At 70.4% G+C, this 24475-nt stretch carries 21 protein-coding genes and 1 tRNA gene; 6 read left to right on the top strand and 16 right to left on the bottom strand.

All coding sequences use genetic code 11. The features are described 5' to 3' along the window. Positions 1 to 302: 302 nt before the first annotated feature. Positions 303 to 2006 (top strand): AIPR family protein, encoded by a 1704-nt coding sequence (locus tag AC5WAM_RS19530; RefSeq protein ID WP_495523317.1) that lies wholly within the window; start codon positions 303 to 305, stop codon positions 2004 to 2006. Positions 2007 to 3111: 1105 nt separating this feature from the next. On the opposite strand, the gene AC5WAM_RS19525 is transcribed toward AC5WAM_RS19530, so the two are convergent. The 4 genes from AC5WAM_RS19525 to AC5WAM_RS19510 all read right to left on the bottom strand — a co-directional run bounded on the left by AC5WAM_RS19525 (position 3112) and on the right by AC5WAM_RS19510 (position 5763). After that, positions 3112 to 3690: a GNAT family N-acetyltransferase gene (locus AC5WAM_RS19525; RefSeq protein ID WP_495523316.1), complete on the bottom strand. Its 579-nt coding sequence runs from the start codon at positions 3688 to 3690 to the stop codon at positions 3112 to 3114. Between the two features lie 33 nt (positions 3691 to 3723). Continuing rightward, positions 3724 to 5289: an asparagine synthetase B family protein gene (locus AC5WAM_RS19520; protein ID WP_495523315.1), complete on the bottom strand. Its 1566-nt coding sequence runs from the start codon at positions 5287 to 5289 to the stop codon at positions 3724 to 3726. Between the two features lie 63 nt (positions 5290 to 5352). Further along, complete coding sequence (locus AC5WAM_RS19515) at positions 5353 to 5514, bottom strand: hypothetical protein (protein ID WP_495523314.1); 162 nt, start codon at positions 5512 to 5514, stop codon at positions 5353 to 5355. A gap of 39 nt (positions 5515 to 5553) precedes the next feature. Then, positions 5554 to 5763: a hypothetical protein gene (locus tag AC5WAM_RS19510; protein WP_495523313.1), complete on the bottom strand. Its 210-nt coding sequence runs from the start codon at positions 5761 to 5763 to the stop codon at positions 5554 to 5556. A 165-nt stretch (positions 5764 to 5928) separates the two neighbouring features. Between AC5WAM_RS19510 and AC5WAM_RS19505 the strand changes: the two genes are divergently transcribed. Together AC5WAM_RS19505 and AC5WAM_RS19500 are read left to right on the top strand one after the other, a co-directional pair. Beyond that, positions 5929 to 7224 (top strand): helix-turn-helix domain-containing protein, encoded by a 1296-nt coding sequence (locus AC5WAM_RS19505; protein WP_495523312.1) that lies wholly within the window; start codon positions 5929 to 5931, stop codon positions 7222 to 7224. Then, a complete protein-coding gene (locus AC5WAM_RS19500) occupies positions 7202 to 7726 on the top strand; it encodes an NUDIX domain-containing protein (protein ID WP_366795493.1) in 525 nt (174 codons plus the stop codon). Before AC5WAM_RS19505 ends, AC5WAM_RS19500 begins: the two co-directional genes overlap by 23 nt. 65 nt (positions 7727 to 7791) lie before the next feature. On the opposite strand, the gene AC5WAM_RS19495 is transcribed toward AC5WAM_RS19500, so the two are convergent. Next, positions 7792 to 7862, bottom strand: a tRNA-Gly gene (locus AC5WAM_RS19495). Between the two features lie 305 nt (positions 7863 to 8167). On the opposite strand from AC5WAM_RS19495, the gene AC5WAM_RS19490 reads away from it, so the two are divergent. From AC5WAM_RS19490 to AC5WAM_RS19480, 3 genes are all read left to right on the top strand, one after another. Beyond that, positions 8168 to 8326, top strand: a complete 159-nt coding sequence (locus AC5WAM_RS19490) for a hypothetical protein (RefSeq protein ID WP_170316473.1) — start codon at positions 8168 to 8170, stop codon at positions 8324 to 8326. Between the two features lie 144 nt (positions 8327 to 8470). Further along, positions 8471 to 9046: a dCTP deaminase gene (gene dcd, locus AC5WAM_RS19485; protein ID WP_138960924.1), complete on the top strand. Its 576-nt coding sequence runs from the start codon at positions 8471 to 8473 to the stop codon at positions 9044 to 9046. 8 nt (positions 9047 to 9054) lie between these two features. Next, positions 9055 to 9552, top strand: coding sequence for a phosphoribosyltransferase (locus AC5WAM_RS19480; RefSeq protein WP_138960925.1), 498 nt, complete (start codon positions 9055 to 9057; stop codon positions 9550 to 9552). Positions 9553 to 9625: 73 nt separating this feature from the next. Here the strand turns inward: AC5WAM_RS19480 and AC5WAM_RS19475 are convergent, their stop codons facing one another. The 11 genes from AC5WAM_RS19475 to AC5WAM_RS19425 form a co-directional block, all read right to left on the bottom strand. After that, positions 9626 to 10249: an HAAS signaling domain-containing protein gene (locus tag AC5WAM_RS19475; protein WP_495523311.1), complete on the bottom strand. Its 624-nt coding sequence runs from the start codon at positions 10247 to 10249 to the stop codon at positions 9626 to 9628. Beyond that, positions 10236 to 10616, bottom strand: coding sequence for a PadR family transcriptional regulator (locus AC5WAM_RS19470; protein WP_495523310.1), 381 nt, complete (start codon positions 10614 to 10616; stop codon positions 10236 to 10238). The genes AC5WAM_RS19475 and AC5WAM_RS19470 overlap by 14 nt, the downstream gene beginning before the upstream one ends. A 134-nt stretch (positions 10617 to 10750) precedes the next feature. Beyond that, positions 10751 to 11779, bottom strand: a complete 1029-nt coding sequence (locus tag AC5WAM_RS19465; protein WP_495523309.1) for a Yip1 family protein — start codon at positions 11777 to 11779, stop codon at positions 10751 to 10753. A gap of 178 nt (positions 11780 to 11957) precedes the next feature. Then, on the bottom strand, positions 11958 to 13436 hold the full coding sequence (locus AC5WAM_RS19460; RefSeq protein ID WP_495523308.1) for an FG-GAP-like repeat-containing protein: 1479 nt from the start codon (positions 13434 to 13436) through the stop codon (positions 11958 to 11960). Positions 13437 to 13585: 149 nt separating this feature from the next. After that, complete coding sequence (locus tag AC5WAM_RS19455) at positions 13586 to 14935, bottom strand: FG-GAP-like repeat-containing protein (protein ID WP_495523307.1); 1350 nt, start codon at positions 14933 to 14935, stop codon at positions 13586 to 13588. Positions 14936 to 15000: 65 nt separating this feature from the next. Then, positions 15001 to 16509 carry a VCBS repeat-containing protein gene (locus tag AC5WAM_RS19450; RefSeq protein ID WP_495523306.1) on the bottom strand — a complete coding sequence of 503 codons (1509 nt, stop codon included), beginning with the start codon at positions 16507 to 16509 and terminating at the stop codon, positions 15001 to 15003. 134 nt (positions 16510 to 16643) lie between these two features. Next, positions 16644 to 17249 (bottom strand): hypothetical protein, encoded by a 606-nt coding sequence (locus tag AC5WAM_RS19445; RefSeq protein ID WP_495523305.1) that lies wholly within the window; start codon positions 17247 to 17249, stop codon positions 16644 to 16646. Positions 17250 to 17618: 369 nt separating this feature from the next. Further along, on the bottom strand, positions 17619 to 19058 hold the full coding sequence (locus AC5WAM_RS19440; RefSeq protein ID WP_495523304.1) for an FG-GAP and VCBS repeat-containing protein: 1440 nt from the start codon (positions 19056 to 19058) through the stop codon (positions 17619 to 17621). 46 nt (positions 19059 to 19104) lie between these two features. After that, the gene (locus AC5WAM_RS19435; RefSeq protein WP_495523303.1) at positions 19105 to 20535 is read right to left on the bottom strand and encodes an FG-GAP and VCBS repeat-containing protein; all 1431 of its coding nucleotides are present in this window, start codon (positions 20533 to 20535) and stop codon (positions 19105 to 19107) included. A gap of 101 nt (positions 20536 to 20636) precedes the next feature. Continuing rightward, positions 20637 to 21950, bottom strand: a complete 1314-nt coding sequence (locus AC5WAM_RS19430; RefSeq protein WP_495523302.1) for an FG-GAP repeat domain-containing protein — start codon at positions 21948 to 21950, stop codon at positions 20637 to 20639. A gap of 103 nt (positions 21951 to 22053) precedes the next feature. Beyond that, a complete protein-coding gene (locus tag AC5WAM_RS19425; protein WP_495523301.1) occupies positions 22054 to 24336 on the bottom strand; it encodes a (Fe-S)-binding protein in 2283 nt (760 codons plus the stop codon). Positions 24337 to 24475 lie beyond the last annotated feature (139 nt).

The raw sequence follows: 24475 nt of genomic DNA, 5'->3' as shown, positions 1-24475 counted from the left end.
GGCCGCCTTGTCGATCAACGCTCTGACCTGCTGCTGAGCTGTCGGTAGCTGTCGACGTTGGCCAACTCTGAGCGCCCTTCCACGGCCCGGGAGGGCGTTCATTTGTCGGTTGGCTGTACACCTGCGGATGGCCAGCGGGACGAAGTGGGCCTCTGCCGTTGCCGGGTAGCTTCGCGAGCCACGATCCAGACGCCAGAAAGATGTCCAACTGGGCCGTGGCGAAGTAGCTTTGCTCTAGCCTTGAGTCCCAGCCTTCAGGGACTGACGGTGAGGCAGGTAGTCCAGTGCCAAGTAATGAACTCGTGCTGTTGGACCAGATCATGCAGCAGCGCCAGGCAGAGCGCGCTACTCCTCTGCCAGCAGATGAGGCATTCGAGATTTTCGCATGTGAGCAAGCTTTGCGAGACTTTGACTTGTCTGCCGATGAGGTGGTCAGCGGTGTTGTGGGGGGCGGGAACGACGGTGCGATTGATGGCGTATATGTCTTCCTTGGCAGCTCTCTTCTTGAGGAAGATAGCGATGTATTTGACGCTGGATTCTCGCCGTCGAGTATCGCAGTAGGTACACGCCTCCTTCTCTGGCTTGTGCAGGCCAAGCAGGAGGAGTCGTTCACTGAGACTGCAATCGATCTGGTATCTTCCTCGGTCTCCCGGCTACTCAATTTGGGTGAATCTGATGAAGACCTCAAGCTTCTGTATTCTAATGCTGTGGTCGATAGAGTCGCTATCTTCAGGCGAGCACTGCAGAAGCTGGCAATTCGACACCCTAGCGTCGAAGTACGTTTTTCGTACGTAACGCGTGGCAAGAAGAGCGAAGTCAACGTAAAAGTTGAAGCCAAGGCTAAACAGCTCGAAAGTCAGTTTGCCGGCCTGGTTCCTAATGCCACTGGGTACGCGGAATTTCTCGGTGCTGCAGAGCTCTGGGCGGCCGCCAGTCGCGTTCCTTCGTATACCTTGAAGCTGACCTACTTGGAGAATGCGACGAGTGGGACAAGCCACGTAGCGTTGGTAACGCTGAAGGATTACCTGGGATTCCTAAGCGATGATGCCGGATTGCTCCGGCGTCATATTTTCGACTGGAATGTCAGGGATTATCAAGGTGATGTGGAGGTAAACCAGGAGATTCGAGAGTCCCTGTTGGACGAAAATGGTGTCGAATTTTGGTGGCTGAATAACGGAGTGACAATCGTTTGCTCCAAGACTTCCATTGTGAGTAAGACCTATATCCTCGATGATGTGCAGATCGTAAATGGCCTTCAAACCTCACACACGATCTACAGGTCCCTATCTGATCTGGAGCAGGACCACCCCGCTTTCTCTCGCTCTGTTCTGGTCCGGATTCTTGTAACAGAAGATCCCGGAGAGAGGGATCGAGTTATTAGGGCAACTAATAGACAGACAGCTGTGCCAGCTGCCTCGCTAAGGGCAACTGATGAGATTCAGCGTGAGATCGAGTCCTACTTCCTGGCCAACGGGTGGTTTTACGACCGCCGCAAGAACTACTATCGCAATATTGGTAAGAGTGCCGAGCGAATCGTGGGCATTCCTCTCCTTGCGCAATCGGTCATGGCTATGGGGTTGAGTCAACCGCACAACTCTCGGGCTCGGCCGTCTAGCCTCTTGAAGCGAAACGACGAGTATTCTCGCATTTTTTCGAAAAAGATCGATTTGCCTATCTATCTCTGGGTGGCTCGGCGGCAAAAGGAAATCGACCTATTTTTGCTTACGACTCATCAGCAAACTTCGGCGAGCGAGCGCACAAATCTGCGTTTTCATCTATCCATGATGGCTGCGGCCAGGTTGCTCGGTAAGCGCATCTATGCTCCGACGCAGCTCCGTGAATTGGCCGCAGCGCAGACGGATTTTAGCAGTTTGGATCTCAATGGCATCCTGGGTGAACTTAGGGGCTACTATAGCGACTATGCCAAGGTGAAGCCGGGCTCTATGGAGAAGAACGCGAAGAGTGGCGATTTCGTTTCCTATGTTTTCGCGCAGATCGAATTCTAGGGATGTGGTGATTTCTTAGGTCGGTTGGGGCTGCGGGTGGAGCCGCTTTGGCGCGAGTGATCATGGCCCCGTAAGCTTCCGGCGCGTCGGGCAGTCTGTAGACCTGCCCGCTAAAGCGCGACGTTGGGGCCGTGATCTTCGAGGCTCGCGCCAAATCGGCTGCCTAAAGCCGTGGAGCCGACCGCCCCAGCCACGACGTACCCCTTCTCTGGCTTCAGGTGGCTGAACGCCTGGCGCGCGGCGCGGTCCGCGGCCGGGCCGCGCGCGGGGAGCGGAGCGATCCGCCTGAACCAGTAGAGAGTTGTAACTCAGTCGGTCGCGTGGGGCTTGAAGTCGTGCACACGCGCTCGGAGTTCAAAAGCTTCGTGGTCGTCCGTGAGCGGCAGGAAGAGCACCGGGTGCACCGCCCAAGTGATGCGTGTGCTGGCGTGGGTCGCCGACGCCGTGCAGGGCTCCGGGCGCAGAAGAGCTCGCCGGGTGTCGTTACGGCTCTCGTAGAGCCAGTCCCAAGTCTCCTTGGGGCCGCTGGGTTCAGCTCCGCTGTGATGGCTCGCAGGGCCGTGGGGAGCCAGCCGTCCGCCTGGGGCGCGGAGTACGTGCCGAAGGATGTCGTCGCCGTCGGCCCGCCGGTGTCCTCAGGCGCTCCGCCCAGCACTCGCACCAGCCCGCGGGCCAGGCCCTCGCTCAGCACGGATGCCCCGGCCCCGGCCGCGGCGAAGTGAACAGCTCCGCCGTCACCCTGTGCGCCCCGGTGGGCCAGCGCAGTGACCATGCCCAGGCTCTGCCGTGGACCGCTTCCTCGTCGGGGTGCTCGGCCTTCGGAGCGCCCCGGCCGCCCGTGACCGACAGGGGGGTGACCTGGGCCGACACCGTCAGGGCCGGGTGGAAGCTGCACGTGGGCCGACTGCTGACCGGGTGCAGGATCGCGTGGGCGGTCGGGTCGCTCGCGATGAGTTCGGTGTCCTCTGTGAGAAGCGATGCGTCGAGGAGGCCGAGTGCCGAGCGGCGTGCTCGGGCGGTCGCGTCTTGTTGCGTGGTGAAGGGGAGCGCAGGGAGTCTGCTGCGTTGACCGGCGTCGGCGGAGCTGCGCTTGCTCAGGTCTCCCTCATGGCTTCGGTTCTCCGCGGCCTCGCGGCCGCGGCCGCTCCGTCTGCCCCACCGCGGTGCGGACACGCGAGTCGAGCCCACCGATTCGCTCTGCCCTCCGCCCCATGAGGTACACCCGATGACGCGTGCGCTGCACCTCGTGCAGCAGCTGGAAGCCCTGGGTCTCGTAGTAGCGGACGAGGGCGGGGATCATGCAGCCGCGGCGGACCCAGCTCCTGTCGGTGCGGGCCGCGCGGTCCACGGCCCAGTGGGCGATCAGCGTGCCGGGGCGGTGTGCGCGGTCGGCGGGGTCGGTGACGGTGGAGTACAGGTAGTCCGCGGGCTCGGCGAGTTCGTGCTTCGTCCAGCCCCATGGCGGGGTGTGGGGCTGGACGCTCGTGCAGCCGACTACACGGCCGGAGTCGGCCTCGACGAGGAGCCACATCGAGCCGTCGGAGTTCTCGGCCTGCGCGGCCAGGTCTGCCGCGCTGCCGCGCCAGCTGGGCAGGCCGCGCTGCTCCAGCCAGGTGGAGCGAGCGAGGATCATCCGCTCGACGGCGGGGGAGTCGGCGGCGGTGGCGGGGCGCATGACGTACATGAGGCGAGCTCCTCATCGGGGCTGCGGCGCAAGCTACAGGAAGGCGCGGACGGCGAGGTGGAGGTCGATGACCTCCAGGAGCTGGGCGTCGCCGTCCTCCCGGTAAGGCACCGTGCCGAGCCGTCGTACGGCGCGGCGCAGCCCGTCGGGGTCGACCAGTCCTTGCTCGAAGAGGGGCGATCCTTCGCGCAGCATGTGGGTGAACAGGGGCCGGGCGTGCGTCGTGAGGGCCTGCTGGACGACCTCGGCGAACGACTCCCGCCTCCTCGACTCGGTGACGTCCGGCCCGAGCCCGAGGGCCGCCAGGCGACGCCGCTGGAGATGCTTCAACTCCCGCCAGGACAGCGGTAGCCACTCACCGAACTGGACCATGCCGGGGTCGGCGAAGGGATGCACCGGCCAGATTCCCGCTCGCAGCAGGATCGGTGCAGCCGTCTCCAGCGACAGCAGTGTCATGGAGTTGACCGTCGCGGGCGGAGCGATGCCGTCGTCCGCGAACTCCAGGGCGTTCCGAGCTCGTTTACCGATCCAGGGCAGGTCGTCACCGATCTCGCCCATGGACTTGTGGGGGTACTCGTCCTGGGAGAGCGCGACCATTTCGTCCCCGCCGAGGCCGGTGACCACCGCCCGGGCGCCGTGCTCGGCCAGCAGCGCGGTGAGCGTGGTGAAGGGGTGGTGCAGCGGTTCCTCGTACGGGCTGATCGGCGCGCCACGTACCCGTTCGCACTTCGGGTGGAGTGGAGGATGCCGTGCCGCGTCGACGATGAAGTCCTCGCCGGAGAACGGCACCGCTTGCAAGATCTGCCGACGGCGCCGGACCTGCGAGTCGCGTCCCGGCCCGCCGATCAGCAGGGTCGAAGTAGCGAATCGGTGCGGCCATCGCTCGGCGGCGCGGGTCGCGAGCGTGCCCGAGTCGAAGCCGCCCGTCAGGTGGAACACCGTGGTCGCGGGGTCCAAGGGGCGTATGTCGAGGGCTTCGTCCAACGTGGTGACGAAGGCGCCCAGGACGTCGGCGTCGTCGGCCAGTTCGCGAGGGCCCCAGTGCAGGGCCGGTTCGGGGTAGTGAAGGTGCAGGTGGCCACCGTAGATCGCGGTGGCTCGCTCGGTGAGCCGGTGGATGCCCCGGAAGACGGTCTCGCCGCTGTACCGGGGCCGGTAGATCAGCAGCCGGGCGACCTCGCGCGGGTTCAGCCCGGTCGCGTGCCGGGCCAGGTCGGCCATGTCCCAGGAGCCGTAAAGGCTGCTGCTGTCGTGGGCCACGTAGAGCGGCGCGGTGCCGCACGGCCCGGCAGATACCCGTACCGGCAGACCGGGGGCCGTCTCCACCAGTACGTAGTCCGTCGGCCAGCACCTCGCCGAAGTGCGGGCCTTGTCCAGATCGCCTGGGACGACCGCCCGCACGTCCGGGCGGGAAGGCTGATGGTCCGCGACGCGCTCCCGGACCATCAGCAGGGTGCGCGTTCCATCGGTGACCGCGGCCTGCTCCAGCATCGGATGCTCGTACGGGACGACTTCACTGGTGCCGCTCGCGGTGGTGTAGCGGCCGCCGTCCCACGACCATGCGCTGTCTGCGTACGGCGTGAGGCGCAGTTTGATCACGCGATTCCTCCAGGTGTTCGCCCGTGGGGCGCGGCGATGCCATGCCCCACGGGAGCGAGCAGGTCAAGTGGCGGTCGTGTCGTACGTCTTGGCGCCGTCGGAGGAACCCGAGACCTTCTTGTACTCATGGCATTCCGCGGGCGTCTGAACCCGGCGGTACGCCTTTGTCGTGAAGAGCTTCTCGAGGCTGGTGGTGCGTTTCGGCGGCGGTAGGAAGTCGTCCATGGCCGGTGCTCCTTCCGGTGGCTCTTGGAGCGGGGCGTCTCACGCGACCGCCCGTTCCTCGGTCCTCTTGCGCTGCTCGATGGCCTGGTCGAGCTGGATCGCGTAGAGCTGCAACTCGTCCGGGGTGAGCACGAGGGCGGTGTCCACGGTGGTGCCGTCGAGGCGGTGCACCACGATCGGGACGGTCGTGCGCCGGCTGGCGGGGTCGTAGCGGATGTCGCGCCTTCTCGGCGTCGCATGAGTGATCACGAGGACTCCTGACGGTTGGTGCGGTCGGCGGAGCGTGCGCTGCCTGATGCTCCAGTCAAGGACTCGGCCCGATGCCAGGGAGACTCCAAAGGGTGACCCCAACGTGGAGTCACAGGGCCCTTGTTGGCCCTAGCATCGGAGGCCCGTCGCGGGAGTGAGGGCCGTATGGGAAGCCGATCCCCAGAGGTGTGTGGCGTCGTCGCCGGGCTCCTGGGCGACGAGCGCTTCACCAAAGCCTGCGCGGAACGGGACATGGGAGCGGTCTTCCGGCTGCTCAACCACCGGGGCATCAGCACGCGTCGCCTCGCCGCCGCGGCGGACATCACACAGGGACGCCTCTACGACTACATGAACGGCAAGAGCCGAGTGGAGAAGCTCGCGCTCTTCGAGCAGATCGCGGACGCCTTCCACATCCCCGGCCACCTGCTCGGCCTCGCTCGCCGCTCCTGGGAGCCGGATACGAGTCCTGTCCGAGAGGCCCGGGCACACCCTGGGGCGGGCGTACCGAACGGGGACGACGAGGGTGACCTGGCTGCGGTGGATGCCTTTCGGGCCGCCGACCGGCAATCGGGTGGAGGGCGGCTCCACGGGGCGGTGGTGCGGTACCTCAGCGAACATGTCGCTCCCCGGCTCGTCGCCCCTGCCGGGAGCGGGGCGCACGTGTTCGCCACCGCAGCGGCACTGACGGAGATGGCCGGCTGGATGGCTCACGACTCGGGGAACGACGCCCTTGCCGAGCGCTACTTCAGCCGGGCCCTGCCACTGGCCCGGACATCGGGTGACGCACCGCTGACCGCGAACATCGCAGCCAGCAGCAGCCACCTGGCCCTGCACACCGGAGATCCGGCGGCGGCCGCTCAGTGGGCCCGCACAGGCCTTGAGCTGCTGCGGGCCGGACCTGCCAGTTCGGCGTTGACGGCGCGGCTGCACACCATGCACGCCCGAGCCCTGGCGACAGCGCGGCACCGTTCCGCAGCGGCCCGCGCGCTCGACCGGGCGCACGCCGCCCTCGACGCGCCGACGGGGGCCGCACACCCTTGGCTCAGCCCGTTCGACGACGCCGCGCTGGCCGGGGAGGAGGCGCTGGTCTGGTCGGACCTCAGGGAGTACGACCGTGCGCTGATCCACGCCGAGACCGCGGTGAGCCTCCGGGACGAGCGCCGTACGCGCTCCTTGGCGCTGGCCCGGATCACCCTCACCACCGTGCACACGCGCCGGGGGGACCTCGACGCGGCCGTCCACACCGCGCAGCGGTTGCTGACCACCAGTCCCGCCCTGGCGTCCGTGCGCGTGGCCCACGAACTCGACACGCTCCACCGGACGCTGCGGCCGCATCGCGCCCACCGGCCCGTGGGCGAGTACCTGGAGCGGTCCGACGCCGCACGGACGGCGAGAATGGCCCTGCTCGCCGACATCCTCACGCCCCGGAGGACCGAAGATGAAGCCTCCCTCTCCCGCTGACCCGGTGGCCTGGAACGCGTATCTCGCCGAGGGCAACGCCACCCAGCCCCGCAAGCGCGTAGCGGCGGACGTGCTCATCACGGATTCCGACGGCCGGGTGCTCCTCGTCAAGCCCACGTACAAGCCGGGCTGGGACCTGCCGGGCGGAATGGCCGAGGCCAACGAGCCCCCACACCGGGCAGCCCTGCGAGAGCTGCGGGAAGAGCTGGCCCTGGACGTCGCCCCGCTCCCGCTCCTGGTCGTGGACTGGGTCCCGCCCCACGGCCCGTGGGACGACCAGCTCTGCTTCGTCTACGACGGCGGCGTCCTGCCCCACGACCGGGCAGCCGCCCTCCGTCCCCACGACGAGGAACTGTCCGACACGGCCTTCGTCGCAGTCGCCGATGCCCGGGCGCTGCTGCGCCCCCGCCTCGGCAGACGCCTCAACGCCGCGCTGCGGGCCCTCACCACGGGGTGTCCCGAGTATCTGTACGACGGGTCCGCGTACCCGGAACACCGCTGACCGGCCCGGCACGTCGACACCCGGAAAACAACAAACCCCAGGTCGCTGACCTGGGGCTTCAGAAGAGCGGGTGACGAGAATCGAACTCGCGCTCTCAGCTTGGGAAGCTGATGTTCTACCATTAAACTACACCCGCGCGGTACACCGGTTGAACCGGTTTCGTACTGTCGCACACTCTACCTCATCCCAGGCCCCGGGCGCCGTGCCCCCGGGGCCCGGCTGCGCTGTGTGGGGTCTGCGTGACTGCGGGCGAAGGGAGTTGGGGCGTACGGTGGGGGGTCTTCCCAAGGGTCCTCGGGAGGTCTCGGCGTGCCGGATCCGGGGGTCGTGTGTGGGGGGCGTGAGGGTCGGAGTGCCGCCTGGAGTGGCGTCCCTTTCATCCCGTAATGTGGCTTTCGTCGTCCGCCAGTTACGGCTTTGGGGAAGGGACTCAAAGACTTGATGGAGCGCACCGTCGTCCGCTGTGCCGAGGGGCACGTGTTCAGCACCGCTTCGTTCCCGATGCAGCAGGCCGACCGGCTCGGGCCCGGCCGCCTCATCCGCTGTCCGCGGTGTGCGCGGCTCCGCCACGCGGTGCCGGTGGAGTTCGAGAAGCGGTAGGCGGACAGCGGGGGGAGGGCGCGGGCGGCCGCGAGGCCGGGCGCCCCTCGCCCCGCACCACCACCGCCAGTACGGCGACAGAGCGCGCGGGTGCCGCATTGCGCAAATTGCGGCCTTCCCGCGCGCTCTGCGTATCCTCGGTGCGTGCTTCTCTCAGACAAGGACATCCGGGCCGAGATCGACGCCGGGCGGGTACGGATCGATCCCTACGACGAATCCATGGTGCAGCCGTCGAGCATCGACGTGCGCCTCGACCGGTACTTCCGGGTGTTCGAGAACCACCGGTACCCGCACATCGACCCCTCCGTCGAGCAGGCGGACCTGACGCGGCTCGTCGAGCCGGAGGGGGACGAGCCGTTCATCCTCCACCCGGGCGAGTTCGCGCTCGCGTCGACGTACGAGGTCATCACGCTCCCCGACGACCTGGCGAGCAGGCTCGAGGGGAAGTCGAGCCTCGGGCGGCTCGGGCTCGTCACGCACTCCACCGCCGGGTTCATCGACCCCGGCTTCTCGGGGCACGTGACCCTGGAGCTGTCGAACCTCGCCACGCTGCCGATCAAGCTCTGGCCGGGGATGAAGATCGGGCAGCTCTGCATGTTCCGGCTGACCTCGCCCGCCGAGGCCCCGTACGGGTCCGAGCGCTACGGGTCGCGCTACCAGGGCCAGCGCGGGCCGACCGCCTCCCGTTCCTTCCTCAACTTCCATCGGACCCAGGTGTGACATCCCCCATGAGCGACGTGCGCGAGAACCTTACGTACGAGAAGTTCGGCGGCGCGATCCGTGATCTCGCCCAGACGATCGCCGACGACGGGTACGAGCCCGACGTCGTGCTGAGCATCGCCCGCGGTGGCGTCTTCGTCGCGGGCGGCCTCGCGTACGCCCTCGACTGCAAGAACATCCACCTGGTGAACGTGGAGTTCTACACGGGCGTCGGCACCACCCTGGAGATGCCGGTCATGCTGGCCCCGGTGCCGAACGCGATCGACTTCACCGACAAGAAGGTGCTCATCGCCGACGACGTCGCCGACACCGGCAAGACGCTGAAGCTCGTGCACGACTTCTGCCTCGACCACGTCGCCGAGGTCCGCTCCGCCGTGATCTATGAGAAGTCCCACTCGCTCGTGAAGTGCGAGTACGTGTGGAAGCGGACCGACGAGTGGATCAACTTCCCGTGGAGCGTCGAGCCGCCGGTCGTGAAGCGGCACGGGCAGGTCCTCGACGCCTGACCGGGTCGTTCGCGTACGACGGCGCGCCCCCACCCGGGACGGGTGGGGGCGCGCCGTCGTCCTGCGCCGGGGCTCAGGCCCCGGCCGCCGTCCGGGCGCCCCGCGCCGCCTGCCACAGCAGCCGCGCGCCGAGCACCGGCAGGACCAGGCTGAAGAGCATCAGCAGGAGCAGTTCCATCGGGCCGATGCGGCCGGCCGCGAGGAGCAGGCCGACGAGCACCGGCAGGAGCGGGATCAGCAGGGTCAGGGTCGTGCCCGTGACCTTCTGCCGGGTGGTCCACCGGGTGGACGTCGACAGCAGGTAGAGGCCGGCGCCGCCCGCCGCCACCGTCGCGAAGGGGTGCCAGAGCAGGCCGAGCGGGGCGGCGCAGAGCAGCAGCAGGATCGTCAGCTTGGTGCGGACGGCGTCGGAGCCGGAATCGGAATCGGCGGTGGGCCCGGCCGTGTCCGGGGCCGGAGCTGTAGCCGGTGCGGACTCCGCCAGGGCCGAGGCCGCGATGGCCGCCGGGGTGCCGAGGTCCGCGAGCATCCCGCGCACCGTGGCGTCGTCGGGCGCGCCCGCGTCGGCGATGCGGGACTCGACGTGCTCGCGCAGATCGGCGAGCAGCTCCTGGCGGCGGGCCGGCTCCAGGGCGCTCGTGGCCCGCTCCACCTCGGTCAGGTAGGCGCGGACCAGGGTGTGGTCAAGGGCGTTCATGAGGGGTCTCCGTGTCGTGCGACGTGCCGGGCGCCGGGGCCAGGAAGTGGTCGACCGCGTCCCGGAAGAGGGGCCAGCTCGTGTGGAAGTCCGCGAGGGCGGTGCGGCCCCCGGGCGTGAGCGTGTAGTAGCGGCGGGGCGGGCCGCTGGGGGACTCGCGCAGTTCGGTGTCCACCAGGCGGTCGCGGCGCAGCCGGGACAGGAGCGGGTAGATCGTGCCCTGGCTCGTCGTCATCACGGCGACGGCGGACAGCTCCTCGACCAGCTCCACCCCGTAGCGCGGGCCGTCCCGCATCAGGGCCAGGACGCAGTACTCCAGGACGCCCTTGCGCAGCTGGCTCGCGGCCTTCGTCAGCGGATCCGTCATCCCCCCGCCCCCTTTCGGTTCCTTGCTTCGCCTGGAACATTGCATTGCAAGGTACGTGACGGAGGCGGGCATGAGCAAGGGCCCCGGCGGTCGTGCCCGCCGGGGCCCTGGACTCGCGTGCGTGCGCGGCGGCGTCAGAACGTACCGAGCTTGATGATCGACAGGATCGCGAGCAGCTGGATGGCGCTGGCGCCGAGGGCGCGGGGCCAGGGCAGGTCGTGCGACTTGCTCACCATCAGGGTGAGCAGGGCGCCCGCCGCGAGCCAGGTGGCCCAGCCGAGCAGCTGGACGAAGCCGTTGCCGCCGCCGAGGAACAGCGCGACGATGACGCGCGGCGCGTCCGTGATCGCCATGATCAGCATGGACAGGCCGACGGTCGGCTGCCAGGCGCCGTCACCGCCGAACTGGCGGGCCAGGCTGTGCGTGACGACGCCGAGGATGAGGGCGCTCAGGGAGATCGCGACGCCGGTGGTGAGGACGTACGGGATCGCCGTGGACAGCGTGGCGTTGAGCACGTCCTCGCGGGCCTCGTCGAAGCCGAAGACGGCGAGCAGGCCGTAGAGGAACGTGACGATGACCGCCGGGGCCCACATCGCGTAGTCGCGCATCTGGAGGAAGGTCGGGCCCGGGCGCAGCACGATGCCGCGCAGCAGGTCCTTCCAGGGCAGCTTGGGGCCGATGGGGCCGGCCGGGGCCTGGCCCGCGCGGTAGGTGTCCCCGTCGTTGTACGGGTCCTCGCCGAGGGAGAAGGCCTGGGTGTTGCCGGGGCTGTTGGCGGCGTACGGGTCGTGGGCGCCGCCGTGTCCGCCGTGACCGCCGTGGCCGCCCTGGCCGCCGAAGTACTCGGGCTCGTCCCGGCCGCCGGGAGGCTGGGGCCACTGCTGGGCGCCGCCGTGGTGCCCGCCGCCGTGGTGCCCGCCGCCGTACTGGCCCGGGCCGGGGCCCTGGCCGCCGTACGGGGGCGGGGCGGGGTGTCCGTGCGAGGGCGCGGGCGGGTAGCCGTACGGCGCCTGGCCGCCGCCTTGGTGCGGGGGCCGCTGTCCGTACGGGGCCTGCCCGGGGCCCTGCTGCGGGCTCTGTCCCGGCCCCTGGTGTCCTTGGGGGCGTCCCGATTGCTGTGCGCGGTTGTCCCGGCCGCCGCGTCCGATCCTGAATCCAGCCACGGAATCGAACGTACCTGGTCCGGCGGGGCGGTCGCGCCCCTCCTGTGGGGGAGAGTCCGTTTGCGGCCGACCTGTGACAACCCCTAGGGGGACCCTGAGGGGTTGTCCTCAGGGTCCCCGGGGCGCGGGTGACCTGTTGTGACGCGGGTGCCTCGGGTGGTGCGGGCGGTGCGGCGGCCTAGCGGCCGAGGACGGCGCCGTACGTCAGCGCGGACGAAGGCGCGGGCAGCTTAAGGGACTTGGGGGTGAAGACGGTGGTGCCGGGCGGCAGGACGTCCGGGGAGGCCCAGACGCCGCCGGACGAGGCGTTCTCGCCGGGGGCGGCGGTGGCCAGATCGGGCTTGCCGTCGTGGTCGAAGTCGCCGGTGGCGAGGGCGGCGCCGAAGCGGTCGCCGGTCTCGGCGGGGCCGGGGATCTGGTTGGTGTCCTGCTGGAAGGCGTAGCCGTTGGCCTTGCCGTCGCCGAGCTCGTCGTCGGCGTCGAGGATGCCCTTCTTGGCGCCGTACAGGACGGTGACGCTGCCCGCGTTCTTCTTGCTGCCGATGGCCTCGCCGGGGGCGCCGATGATCAGGTCGGTGTAGCCGTCGTTGTCGATGTCGCGGGCGGTGACGGCCTCGCCGAAGCCGTCGCCCTTCTCGGCGACGCCCTGGACCCCCGGGGTGTCCTGGTTGAGGGTCTGGGTCCGGGAGCCGAAGGAGCCGTTGGGGTTGCCGTAGCGGATGTGGACGCCGCCGCCCTTGGTGAGCTCCTCGGGGCCGCAGGGGTCGTCGATGTTCTCGTCGGCGATCTCGCGGCAGTTGCCGAGCGCGAGGTCGTCCAGGCCGTCGCCGTTGAAGTCGCCGGTGGCGAGGGCGGAGGCGGCGCCGTTGCTGCTGGCCCAGGACAGGAGGAGGCGGCGCTCCTGCTTGTCGTAGCGGTAGAGGTGGACGTGGGACTGGGTGTACGGCTGCTGCTTGGTGTAGTACGCCACGGCCAGGTCGGCGAGGCCGTCGTCGTCGAAGTCGCCCGTGGTCAGGACGGGGGCGCGGCCGCCCATGCGGTCGCCCATGCCCGGCTGGGTCTTCGCGCCGCGCGGGTCGTAGTTGACGACGACCTTGTCGGTGCCGCCGATCGCCAGGTCGGTCCGCTTGTCGCCGTCGAAGTCGGCGGCGGCCAGGGCGTTGCCGTAGCTGTCCTTGGCCTTGGCGCCGCGGCCCGCGCTGTTGGCCTTGCCGAAGCCGTCCTTCGCGCCGTGCACGACGGTCGCGTTGCCCGCGTCCGCCTTGCCGTCGACGTCCTCGCCCGGGGCGCCGACCGCGAGGTCCGTGAGCCCGTCGCCGTCGAAGTCGGCCACGGATACGGCCGCGCCGAAGCGGTCCCCGGCCTCCGGGGTGCCCGGCACGTTCGCCGTCGCCTGGCTGATCCGTACGTTGTCCTTGACGCGCAGTCCCTGGGGCCCGCCCCAGACCACGCTCACATAACCGGCCTTGGCCTTGCCGCCGACGCTTCCCGCGGGAACGCCGACGGCGAGGTCCTCGTAGCCGTCCCCGTTGAAGTCGGCCTTCACGGGCGGGGTGGCGCCGCCGGGCGCGGCCCCCGCGCTCGCGGCGAACGGCAGGGTGAGGCCGGTCGCCGCGAGCGCCGAGGCGGCGGCCAGGGCGAGGGTGCGTGTGCGCACGGGTGCTCCAACTCTGTGGGTGACGCCTGGTCTTCACCTGTGTGACACGCGAGGTTGGGCGAGGGTTGTGGTGAGGGGCGGCGCCATCCCCTCGGCCCTTGCCCCCGCGCCCGTGAGCGTCCTCCGCGAGGGCCGGGGCCGACTCTGTCCTACTGGAGGAAGCCCTCGACGATTCCGTACTCCACGCGGGTCACCCCGCTGTTCTTGATCCCGGACGGGGAGCCGGGCAGGCGGACCGGGTCGACCTCGCCGTGCGCGTACAGGTCCGCGTAGCCGTCGAGGTCGGTGTCCCGCAGGCGTACCGCGCTGCCGAAGCGGTCCCCCTCGGAGGGGGCGCCCGGGATCCCCGCGCTGTCGCGGGCGAACCACTTCGACCCGGCGCCCTTCAGGCCGCCCGCGCCGCCGCGCAGGACGTGGACACCGCCCCCGTCCCGCGTGCCGCCGACGTCCTCGCTGCTCGCGCCCACTGCCAGGTCCGGGTACCCGTCACCGTTGGTGTCGCCCGCCGAGACGGATCCGCCGAAGCGGTCCCCCTTCTCCGGGGCGCCCGCCACGCCGGGGGTGCCCTGCGTGAGCCGGGTCGCCGTACCCGGGCCGTTCCTGCCGCCGCGCCACACGGTCACCGCGCCCTTGTACTTGGCGTCCGCGTAGTTGCCGATCGCGAGGTCGCCGTACCCGTTCTTGTCGAAGTCGGCGACCACGCCGTTCGTGCTGTCCGCGTACGCGCCGAGGCGCAGCGTCGCGCCGGGCTTGAGGGTGGTGCCGCCCTTGACGAACCAGGCGTCGCCCGTCTCCTTCCAGTCCCTGATCACCTGGCCGACGACGACCAGGTCCGTCGCGCGGTCCTTGGTGACCCTGCCCGCGATCAGGTCGTCGGGGGACAGACCCCGCTTGGCGAGGCGCTGCACGGAACCGCCCACGCCGGAGCGGGAGATGCCGCCCTTGTAGACGTACACCGCACCGCCGTTGGTCGCCGCCAGGTCCGGTCTGCCGTCTCCGTTGAAGTCGCCGGTGGCGAGGCCGTACCCGAACGCCTTCCGCGCGCCGGGGGCCTTGTTGGGGATCTCCGTGCCGCCCTTCAGGCCGGTCGGTGACCCCCACAGCACGGTCACCGAGCCCTGGCCGCGGTTTCGGCCGACCTTCTCGCCCACGGCGGACACGGCGAGGTCTCCGTACCCGTCGCGGTCGAAGTCGGCGGCCACACGGGTGCCCTCGGCCCAGGAGTCCCCCCGTTCGTCGGCGCCGGGGACGCCCGGGCTGTCCTGGTCGACGACCTGGGTCCGGGTGCCGGGGCCGTTCGCCGTGCCGAAGGTGACGTGGACGGATCCGCCCTTGTTGCCTTCGCCCGACTGCGGCGCGGCGAAGTCCCGGTAGCCGTCCCCGTTGAAGTCGTCCGCGTGCTTGGCGGGGGCCGCCGTCGCCGTCGCGGGCAGCGCGAGCGGGGTGAGCGTCGCGGCGGTGAGGGTGGTGGTGAGGAGTGCTGCGGTGCGCAGGCGCACAGGGGCTCCTTGGGAAGGGAGGGCCGGGCCCGTGCGGGGGCCCGGCCGGAGGTGGGCAGGGGGTGTCAGTCGGCGAAGTTCGCGCCCAGGCGGGGGGTGCCGGTGGACGGGAGGCCCGCTGTGCCGGGGTAGACGCCGGAGGTGCCCTTGAGGGAGCCGTCGGGGGCGGAGAGGAGGGGGTAGACGGCGCCGTTGCCGGCGTTCTCGCCGTGGGCGCCGAGGATCACGTCCGCGCGGCCGTCGCCGTTCAGGTCGTCGGCGTGCACGTCCGTGCCGAGGAAGTCGTGCTTCTCGTTGGAGTCCGGTACGCCGGGGCTGTTCTGGGTGAGGAGCTTCGCGCCGCGGCCGCTGAGGCCGGAGCCGTTGGCGCGGCCGTACAGGACGGTCACCGCGCCCGTGTCCTGGACGCCGTCGACGGTCTCGCCGGGGGCGCCGACGACCAGGTCCAGGTTGCCGTCGCCGTTGATGTCGCCGAGGTCCAGCTCGTTGCCGAAGCTGTCGCCCTTCTCGCTGCCGCCGGGGACGCCGGAGGTGTTCTGGGTGAACTTGTCGCGGTCCCCGTGCGCCGGGCCCCGCGCCCCGCCGTGCACGACGTGCACCGCGCCGCCCTTGGCCGCGCCCGGGATGCCGCTGTCCCAGTAGTTGCCGATGACGACGTCGTCGTAGCCGTCCTTGTCGGTGTCGCCCAGGTCCGTGATGACGCCGGGCAGCAGCTTCTGCGCGGAGGACACCTTGAGGCCCGAACGGAAGCCGGGGATCCACCAGTTGGCGTCGTAGCCGCGCTGGGTGTCGTTCTCGTAGCCGTTGACGATCAGGTCGTCCTTGCCGTCGCCGTTGGCGTCGCCGGAGTGCAGGTTCTTGACGCCGACCTCGCCGTTGCCGTGGATGCGGGGGGTGACGGTGTAGTGGCCGCCGGTCCTGCCGCTCCGGCTGAACCCGCCGCGGTAGACGTCGACGACCGCCGTGGTCACCGTGCCCATGGCGATGTCGTCCTTGCCGTCGCCGTCGAAGTCGCCGGCCTGGAGGACCCCGCCGAAGTTGTCGTGCTTGCTGGGGCGCGGGTCCTTCAGGGTCGTGCCGCCGCGCAGGCCGATCGCCGAGCCCCACAGGATCTGGAGGCTGCCGCCGTCCTTGTCGCGGCCGACGTCCTCGCCGGAGACGCTCACGAGCAGGTCGTCGTAGCCGTCGTCGTCGAAGTCCCCGTACGCCAGCTCGTTGCCGAACCAGTCCTGCGCCTCGGCGTCCCCGGGAACGTCCTGGCTGTTCTGCGTGTACTTCACGGAGCGGTCGACGCCGCTCGCCTTCCCGTACGTGACGACGACGGCGCCCGCCGCCTTCTTGCCGTTCACGTAGGTGAAGGGGGCGGAGGTGGCGACGTCCGCGTAGCCGTCGCCGTCGAAGTCGGCGTCCTCGGCCGGGAGCGCGGCCCGCGGCGCCGCGGCGGCCGTCGGTACGGCGCCCAGGAGGAGCCCGCCGGTGAGCGCCACGGCGGTCGTGGCGGCGGCGAGGCGGAGGCGGTGGCCGGGTCTGTGGGGCCGGGTGTCGCGGGAGGCGGTGCGCTTGCGCTGAGCCATGCGGTGATCTCTCCTGCGGGTCTGATGACAGGGGTGCCGGGTCCCGGTCGCACGTTTGCGTATGCGTTGGCCTGGACCTTGACCTAGGAGAGACCGCTGACGGGGTGTGAGGGTTGTGTGCCCATGGGGTGAAGTTACCTTGCTGTGATGGGGAGTTGGCGGCGACGCCAGTACGCGTACGTCAGCGCGAGCACCATCGGGCCCCACAGCGCGAACAGGCCGCTGACCGTCGCGGCCAGGAGGGCCCACCAGCCGTTCGTATAAGGGACGTTCGCGAAGCCCGCGACGTGGAAGGCGGACAGGAGCCACTCGACGAGCAGTGCCGTGAGCAGCAGACCGCTCAGCGCCGCGGGCACGATCACCAGGAAGGGCGGTATCCGCCGCCCGCGCAGCCCCGGCACCCAGCCGGGCACGGTCTCGCCCCACGGCCGCACCAGGCCCCGGCACAGCAGCGCGAACGCCTCGGACAGCAGACTGAGCGTCACCACGTAGGCCACGCCCGCCCATACGGGCCAGGTCTCGGGTTCCGTGTCCATGCCCATCAAGAAGCCGAAGCCGATCGGCAGCCGCCACAGGCACACCGGCAGGGCCACGAGCGGCAGCAGCCGGGCGACGCGTTCCGCCCAGGGGGGAACCGGCCGCTCGGTCCCGTCGGCGCCGGGGGCCGGACCTCGCGCCGCGTCCGCCGCGTCCGTCGAGCCGATCGCCGTCTCGCCGTCCGCCGTCTCACTGATCGTCATGACCCCCACTGTCGTCGGGCATCGGTCCCCAGTAATCGAACCGTCGTCCGATGTCCGCCTCCCCCGCGCGGCGGAGGCGCGGGCGTCAGTGTCCGCCGTGCGGCACGGAGTTGGCTCCGGGCCCTGGAGCTGTGTAAGATCAAGGCACAACTTCGGCGCACAACACCGGAGTCGCGCGTCTGTGGTCCAAGGAAAGACGCCCATCATCCGATGGGAAATGTAGGTGCAAGGCCTGCCGGGCGCTCCATGAAGTCGATGGCCCCCTCACTGGTTCAGTGAGGGGGCCATCGGCGTTCACGGGATCCCGGAAGGGCAGGCCGGGGCCGCGCGCACCCAGCGCGCGGCCCCGGCACCCATGGGGGCGGTGGGCTAGTGGCCCAGGACCGTGCCGTAGGCGTGGGCACCCTTGAGGGCGAGCTTGCCCGGGGTGACGGTGACCTGGTCCGGGGTGGGGCCGTCCTTCGGGGTCCGGCCGTACCAGACGCCGCCCGTCGACGCGTCCTCGCCGGGCGCGCCGACCGCCGTGTCGGGGTAGCCGTCACCGTTGAAGTCACCGGTGGCGACGGCCGCGCCGAAGCGGTCGCCCGCCTCGGCCGTGCCGGGGACGCCCGCCGAGTTCTGGGTGAAGGACGGGCCCACGAAGGGCTTGCCGGTGCCCGCGGACGCCAGCGTCCAGTAGCTGCCCGCCTTCTTCGCGGTGCCCACCGTCTCCGTGTCGGCGCCCACGATCAGCTCGTCGATGCCGTCCCCGTCGAGGTTGCCCACGGCCAGGTGCGCGCCGAAGTTGTCCTCGATCTCGGCGGTGCCGCCCACCTCGGGGGAGTCCTGCGTGGTGCAGGCGACCGGCCCGCCGAGCGCGGTGTCCTTCTTGCCGTACACCGTGGCGATCGCGCCGCCCACGGGGCTCTGGCAGAACGCCTCACTCGGGTCCTCCGACTCCGGGTTGGCCTGGACGCCGCCCAGGGCCAGGTCCGTCGTGCCGTCGCCGTCGAAGTCGCCCGCGGCAAGGGCGGTCGCCCCGTTGCCGGTGGACCACTGGGTCTTCCACTCGCCGGAGGCACGGCTGACGACCCTGGTGCCCAGGATCTCCATGCCGCCGTACGCCAGCGCCAGGTCGTCGCGGCCGTCGCCGTCGAAGTCGCCGGTGGTGACCGCGCGCGGGCCGCCGAAGTGCCAGCTGTCGATGCGCGACAGCTTCGCGGGCGTGCCCGCCTTGAACGGGCCGGGGCGCAGCATCAGCGCGCTGGACTCGTCGAAGTGGGAGTTCAGGACGATGTCCTGCTTGCCGTCGCCGTCGAAGTCGCCGGTGGTGAGGACCGCACCCAGGCTGTTGTCGGAGTACTCGCCGTTGGCGGCAGTGAAGCCGCCCTTGATGCCGGACTTCGAGCCCCACAGGACCGTGACGGTGCCCGCGCTCAGCGTCGGGCCGTTGTCCTCGTCGGGGGTGCCGACGACGATGTCCGTGATGCCGTCGCCGTTCATGTCGGCGGACTTCACCGTGTGGCCGAAGCCGTCGTCCTTCTCGGCGTTGCCGGGAACTCCGGCCGTGTCCTGGCTGATGGTCGCCGAACCGTGCTTGCCGAGGCCGTTCTTGCCGCCCCAGACCACGTTCACGTATCCGGCCTTGGTCTTGCCGCCGACGGTCGCGTCGGGCACGCCGACCGCGAGGTCCGCGAAGCCGTCGCCGTTGAAGTCGGCCTTCGGCCGGGGCGCGGGCTCGGCCGCGGCGGCGGGCGTGACGGACAGGCCCGCGACACCGATCACGGTCGCGGCGCACAGCACCGCGGCCGACAGGGTCTTCTTGCGCAAGGTTGCTCCAACTGTGCTGGGAGAGATGGGGAATGAGGAAGGAAGGTCAGCGAAGGGTCTCGCCGAAGGCCCTGCCGGGGCCGCCCGCGCCCGCGGGCAGCCGCACGCCGACGTCGGAGCCGTTGAACGAGGTCGCGTGCGAGGCCGTGACGCCGCCCGAGGAGCCGCGCAGGACCCACACGGCGCCCGCGTCCCGACGTGCGGCGGAGCCCGAGCCGATGTCCTCGCCGCCCGCGCCGACCGCCAGGTCCGCCCTGCCGTCCTTGGTGACGTCCTTCAGCCGGACGCTGGACCCGAAGGCGTCACCGGTCTCGCCGACGCCCGGCACCCCGGGCGTGTCCTGGTGCACGGCGCGGCCGTCGCCCGGGCCGCGGGCGCCGCTCCTGAGGACGACGACACCGCCCGCGCCCCGCACGGACGGGGCGCCGAGCGTCTCGCCGGGCGCGCCGACGGCGACGTCCGCACGGCCGTCGCCCGTCACGTCGCCCGCCGCCACCGACCCGCCGAACGCGTCGCCCGGCTCGTCGCTCCCGGGCACGCCCGCGCTGTCCTGCGTGTACGTCACGGGTGCGCCGAACTTCGCGTCGGCGCCGTAGCGGACGCTGACGGCGCCGCCCTTCGCCGCGCGGGGGTTGCCCGTGACCAGGTCGTCGTAGCCGTCGCCGTTGACGTCTCCCACGGCGAGCGGGTCGCGCGAGGCGCTCGGGTCGTCGCCCTCGGCGAGGACGCCGGACCAGTAGCCGTAGTCGCCCGCGCCGCCCTTCATGTACGCGGTGTAGGCGCCGCCGTCCGCCCGCTCGCCGGTGAGGACGTACGTGTAGCCGTCCTTGGACGTGAAGTGGCCCGCGGTCATGTTGTCCAGGCGGACGCCCCGGGGCAGGAAGTCGGTCTCCAGGCCGATCGCACGGCCGTCCCGCGGGACGCCGTCGGCGTAGAACCACCAGCGGTCGCCGCTGATCACGGCGAGGTTCGCGACCTCGTCGCCGTCGATGTCGACGAAGACGGCGGCCTCGCCGAAGCGGCGCTCGCTGTCGGCGGGAGCGGTGAGCGTCGTGCCGCCCTTCGTGAAGCCGTTCTTGCCGCCCCAGACGATCGTGACCGTGCCGCCGGACTTGCCCGGGGTCTTCTCTCCCGGGGCGCCGACGACCAGGTCCGCGTAGCCGTCGGCGTTCACGTCGCCGCTGGTGACGCTCTCGCCGAACTCGTCGCCCCGCTCGGTGACTCCGGGCACCCCGGCCGTGTCCTGCGTGACCGTGGTGGATCGGCGCTCGTCGACACCGGCCGCCGAACCGTACGTCACGGTCACGGAATTGGCCCCCGGCGTACCGATCACGAGGTCGCGGTGGCCGTCGCCGTCGAAGTCGTCCTTGCGGACGGTGGCACCCTCGGCCGCTGCCGTCCCGGCCAGCGGCAGCGTGACGCCGCCCGCGGCGAGGACGACCGCGGTCGCCGTGAGGGCCAGGTTCCTTGCGCGCACGTACGCTCCCCGTGAGTGAAGTGGTCCTTCCGGGGATGTGACCGGCGGGCTGTACGAATGGTTGTGCGAGGTGGGCCGTGAAGTGAACCGCAGCTTGCGGCCTAGCGGTTCGCGAACAGGGTGGTGGAGAAGGTGAGGCTCGGCTTCCGCTCCACCAGGGCGGCGGACCGCACGCCCCGGTACACCTCCACGCGGTCGGTGCCCCGGCCCGTGGACGTCCGTACGACCACGTCCGCGCGGCGGTCGCCGTCGAAGTCGGCCACCTCCAGGACCTGGACGCTCTCGCCTCCGCCCGCGGGGGCGAGCGTGGCCGTGGCGCGAGCCGCGAGGCCCGTGGCCCGGCCCCGGTAGAGCCACACCTCGCCGGGGCGGCCCCCGGTCACGACGAGCTCGCTGCGGCCGTCGCCGTCGAAGTCGCCGGTCCGCACGGAGGCGTCGCGCACCGCGAGGGTGGCGCGGGCGGTGCCGGGCACGTCGTAGCGCAGGGCGATGCCGCGCGGCCCCGGCAGCGCCGCGTCCACCGCACGGCCGCCGCGGAAGGCGCCGAAGGCCGTGTCCGTGCCCGCGGGGAGCAGCGCCCCGGTGCGGCTCGGCCCCTTGGGCCCGCCGAGGACCAGGGAGCCACGGGACGCGCCCGCCTCCGCGCGGACCACCAGGTCGTCGTAGCCGTCGCGGTTCACGTCCACGGCGGGCCCGCCCGTCACCAGCTCGTTGCCGGGCGCGGTGAGCGGGGCCGCGGCCGCGCGCGGCCCGCCCGCACGGGTGAAGGGGCCGCGCAGGAAGGTCAGATGGGCGCCGCTCGCGTGCAGGACGAGGTCCTGGGCGCCGTCCCCGTCGAAGTCGCCGCACACCGGCTGGTCCGGCCAGTCGTTGCCGAGCCGCGCCCGCGTGGGCACCCGGAGCTTGACGGCCTTGCCGGTCAGGCCCTTCGGGGAGCCGAAGAGGAGCTGGAGCGGCACCGGCGGCTGCCCCTGGCCGTCGTAGGGCGGATCCGTCGACACCACCAGGTCGGTGAACCCGTCCCCGTCCAGGTCACAGGCCGCCTCGGACTCGAAGGCGGCGGGCAGCTCGCCCTTCGTACGGGCGCCGTTGGCGCGCGCGGTCAGCAGCTGCCGGGCGCCGGGGGAGAGGCCGGCGCGGGTGCCGTACACGACGCCGATGCCGGGGTCGTCGCCGTGCCCGCGGTGCGCCAGGTCGTCGAGCACGAGGTCGCGGTGGCCGTCACCGTTGAAGTCGTCGGGCACCTTGCTGCCCCTGCCCTGCGGGACGGCCTTCTGGGGCGCGCCGCGGGCCGTGAGCCCTTCGGGCGCGGGGCGGGCGTGGGACTCGCCGTCGCCGCCGCAGCCCGCGAGGACCAGGGCGCCGCCGACGGCGGCGGCCAGCAGCCGTATACCGGATCTCCTCAAGCCACCCACCCCTGAGTCGTCACAGTCGTCATGAGCACCACAGGTTTACACGAACGACGAAGGGCCGGTTCCGCCAGGGCGGAACCGGCCCGTTACGACCGACTTGCGCGGCTCACTTCACCGGCTCGGGCTCCGGCTCGCTCTCCGACTCGGCCTCGCCCGCCGGGTCGACGGGCGTCTTGACCGAGTCGAGGAGCAGCTGCGCCACGTCCACGACCTGGAGGGACTCCTTGGCCTGGCCATCGTTCTTCTTGCCGTTGACAGAGTCGGTCAGCATGACCAGGCAGAACGGGCAGGCCGTCGACACGATGTCCGGGTTGAGGCTGAGGGCCTCGTCCACGCGCTCCGTGTTGATGCGCTTGCCGATCCGCTCCTCCATCCACATCCGCGCGCCGCCCGCGCCGCAGCAGAAGCCGCGCTCCTTGTGGCGGTGCATCTCCTGCTGGCGCAGGCCCGGGACCTTGTCCATGATCTCGCGCGGGGGCGTGTAGATCTTGTTGTGACGGCCCAGGTAGCAGGGGTCGTGGTACGTGATCAGGCCCTCGACCGGCGTGACCGGGATGAGCTTGCCCTGGTCGATGAGGTGCTGGAGCAGCTGGGTGTGGTGGATGACCTCGTAGTCGCCGCCGAGCTGCGGGTACTCGTTGCCGAGGGTGTTGAGGCAGTGCGGGCAGGTCGCGACGATCTTCTTGGCCGACTTGGGCTTCATGGTCGACTCGTCCACGCCGCCGTCCTCGTCGAGGGACTCGCCGAACGCCATGTTCAGGGAGGCCACGTTCTCGGCGCCCAGCTGCTGGAAGAGCGGCTCGTTGCCGAGGCGCCGGGCCGAGTCACCCGTGCACTTCTCGTCGCCGCCCATGATCGCGAACTTCACGCCCGCCATGTGCAGCAGCTCCGCGAAGGCCTTCGTGGTCTTCTTGGCCCGGTCCTCCAGGGCGCCCGCGCAGCCGACCCAGTACAGGTACTCGACCTCGGTGAGGTCCTCGATGTCCTTGCCGACGACCGGGACCTCGAAGTCGACCTCCTTGGTCCACTCCAGGCGCTGCTTCTTGGCCAGGCCCCAGGGGTTGCCCTTCTTCTCCAGGTTCTTGAGCATCGTGCCCGCCTCGGACGGGAACGCGGACTCGATCATCACCTGGTAGCGGCGCATGTCGACGATGTGGTCGATGTGCTCGATGTCGACGGGGCACTGCTCGACGCAGGCGCCGCAGGTGGTGCAGGACCACAGGACGTCCGGGTCGATGACGCCGTTCTCTTCGAGGGTGCCGATCAGCGGGCGCTCGGCCTCCGCGAGCGCGGCGGCGGGGACGTCGGCGAGCTGCTCGGCGGTCGCCTTCTCCTCGCCCTCCATGGTCTTGCCGCCACCGGCGAGCAGGTACGGGGCCTTGGCGTGCGCGTGGTCGCGCAGCGACATGATCAGGAGCTTCGGCGACAGGGGCTTGCCGGTGTTCCAGGCGGGGCACTGCGACTGGCAGCGGCCGCACTCGGTGCAGGTGGAGAAGTCGAGGATGCCCTTCCAGGAGAACTGCTCGACCTGGCTGACGCCGAAGACGGTGTCCTCGTCCGGGTCCTCCCAGTCGATCTCCTTGCCGCCGCTCGTCATCGGCAGGAGCGCGCCGAGCGCGGTGGAGCCGTCGGCCTTCCGCTTGAACCAGATGTTGGGGAAGGCCAGGAAGCGGTGCCAGGCGACGCCCATGTCGGTCTTCAGGGAGACCGTGATCATCCAGATGAACGAGGTCGCGATCTTCAGGCCGGCGAAGAAGTACGTGAGGTTCTGGAGCGTCGAGAGGTCCATGCCCGAGAACCACGAGACGAACGGGTACGAGAGGAAGAACGAGGCCTCGTAGCCGTCCACGTGGTGCTGGGCGCCCTCCAGGGCGTGCAGCATGAAGATGCAGACGCCCACGATGAGGATGACGCCCTCGACGAAGTACGCCTGGCCCGTGTTGGAGCCCGCGAAGCGGGACTTGCGGCCCGGCTTGCCCGGCCGGTTCAGCTGCCGGATGACGATCAGCGTCAGGATGCCGAGCACGGTCATGGTGCCGAGGAACTCGACGAAGACGTTGTACGGCGCCCAGTCGCCGATGACCGGCAGGATCCAGTCGGCCTTGAAGAGCTGGCCGATGGCGTTCACGATCGTGAGCAGCAGGGAGAAGAAGCCCACCGCCACGAACCAGTGCGCGACGCCGACGATGCCCCACCGGTTCATCCGGGTGTGGCCGAGGAACTCCTTGGCCACGGTGAGGGTGCGCTCGGCGGGCGCGTCGGTCCGGGTGCCTGCGGGCACGGCCTGGCCGAGCCGCACGAACTGGTAGATCTGCAGGATGGCACGGCCGAACAGCGCGACGCCGACCGCGATTAGGACCAGCGACACGATGATCGCGGCGAGTTGCATTTCGGGGCTCCTCAGGCCTGCGAGGCGTCTATTACTAAGCAGTAACTTATGCAGTCCGTCTGAGACTACCCACATACGGTGCGGGCGCGCAGCCAGGCGGGCGGTGATCTGTGTCGCTCAGGCTCCCCTTTCCGCCCCC

This window comes from Streptomyces sp. JLYT201 (genome assembly GCF_059448825.1).
The sequence above is the reverse complement of the archived record's forward strand: the minus strand, read 5'-3'. Positions and strand labels throughout refer to the sequence as shown.

Excerpts from the sequence above, each read along its gene's own strand:
- AC5WAM_RS19525 (WP_495523316.1), bottom strand. The coding sequence starts at position 3,690 with ATGTACGTCATGCGCCCCGCCACCGCCGCCGACTCCCCCGCCGTCGAG.
- AC5WAM_RS19515 (WP_495523314.1), bottom strand. The coding sequence starts at position 5,514 with ATGGACGACTTCCTACCGCCGCCGAAACGCACCACCAGCCTCGAGAAG.
- AC5WAM_RS19505 (WP_495523312.1), top strand. The coding sequence starts at position 5,929 with ATGGGAAGCCGATCCCCAGAGGTGTGTGGCGTCGTCGCCGGGCTCCTG.
- AC5WAM_RS19500 (WP_366795493.1), top strand. The coding sequence starts at position 7,202 with ATGAAGCCTCCCTCTCCCGCTGACCCGGTGGCCTGGAACGCGTATCTC.
- AC5WAM_RS19490 (WP_170316473.1), top strand. The coding sequence starts at position 8,168 with ATGGAGCGCACCGTCGTCCGCTGTGCCGAGGGGCACGTGTTCAGCACC.
- AC5WAM_RS19480 (WP_138960925.1), top strand. The coding sequence starts at position 9,055 with ATGAGCGACGTGCGCGAGAACCTTACGTACGAGAAGTTCGGCGGCGCG.
- AC5WAM_RS19475 (WP_495523311.1), bottom strand. The coding sequence starts at position 10,249 with ATGAACGCCCTTGACCACACCCTGGTCCGCGCCTACCTGACCGAGGTG.
- AC5WAM_RS19470 (WP_495523310.1), bottom strand. The coding sequence starts at position 10,616 with ATGACGGATCCGCTGACGAAGGCCGCGAGCCAGCTGCGCAAGGGCGTC.
- AC5WAM_RS19450 (WP_495523306.1), bottom strand. The coding sequence starts at position 16,509 with ATGGCTCAGCGCAAGCGCACCGCCTCCCGCGACACCCGGCCCCACAGA.
- AC5WAM_RS19445 (WP_495523305.1), bottom strand. The coding sequence starts at position 17,249 with ATGACGATCAGTGAGACGGCGGACGGCGAGACGGCGATCGGCTCGACG.
- AC5WAM_RS19425 (WP_495523301.1), bottom strand. The coding sequence starts at position 24,336 with ATGCAACTCGCCGCGATCATCGTGTCGCTGGTCCTAATCGCGGTCGGC.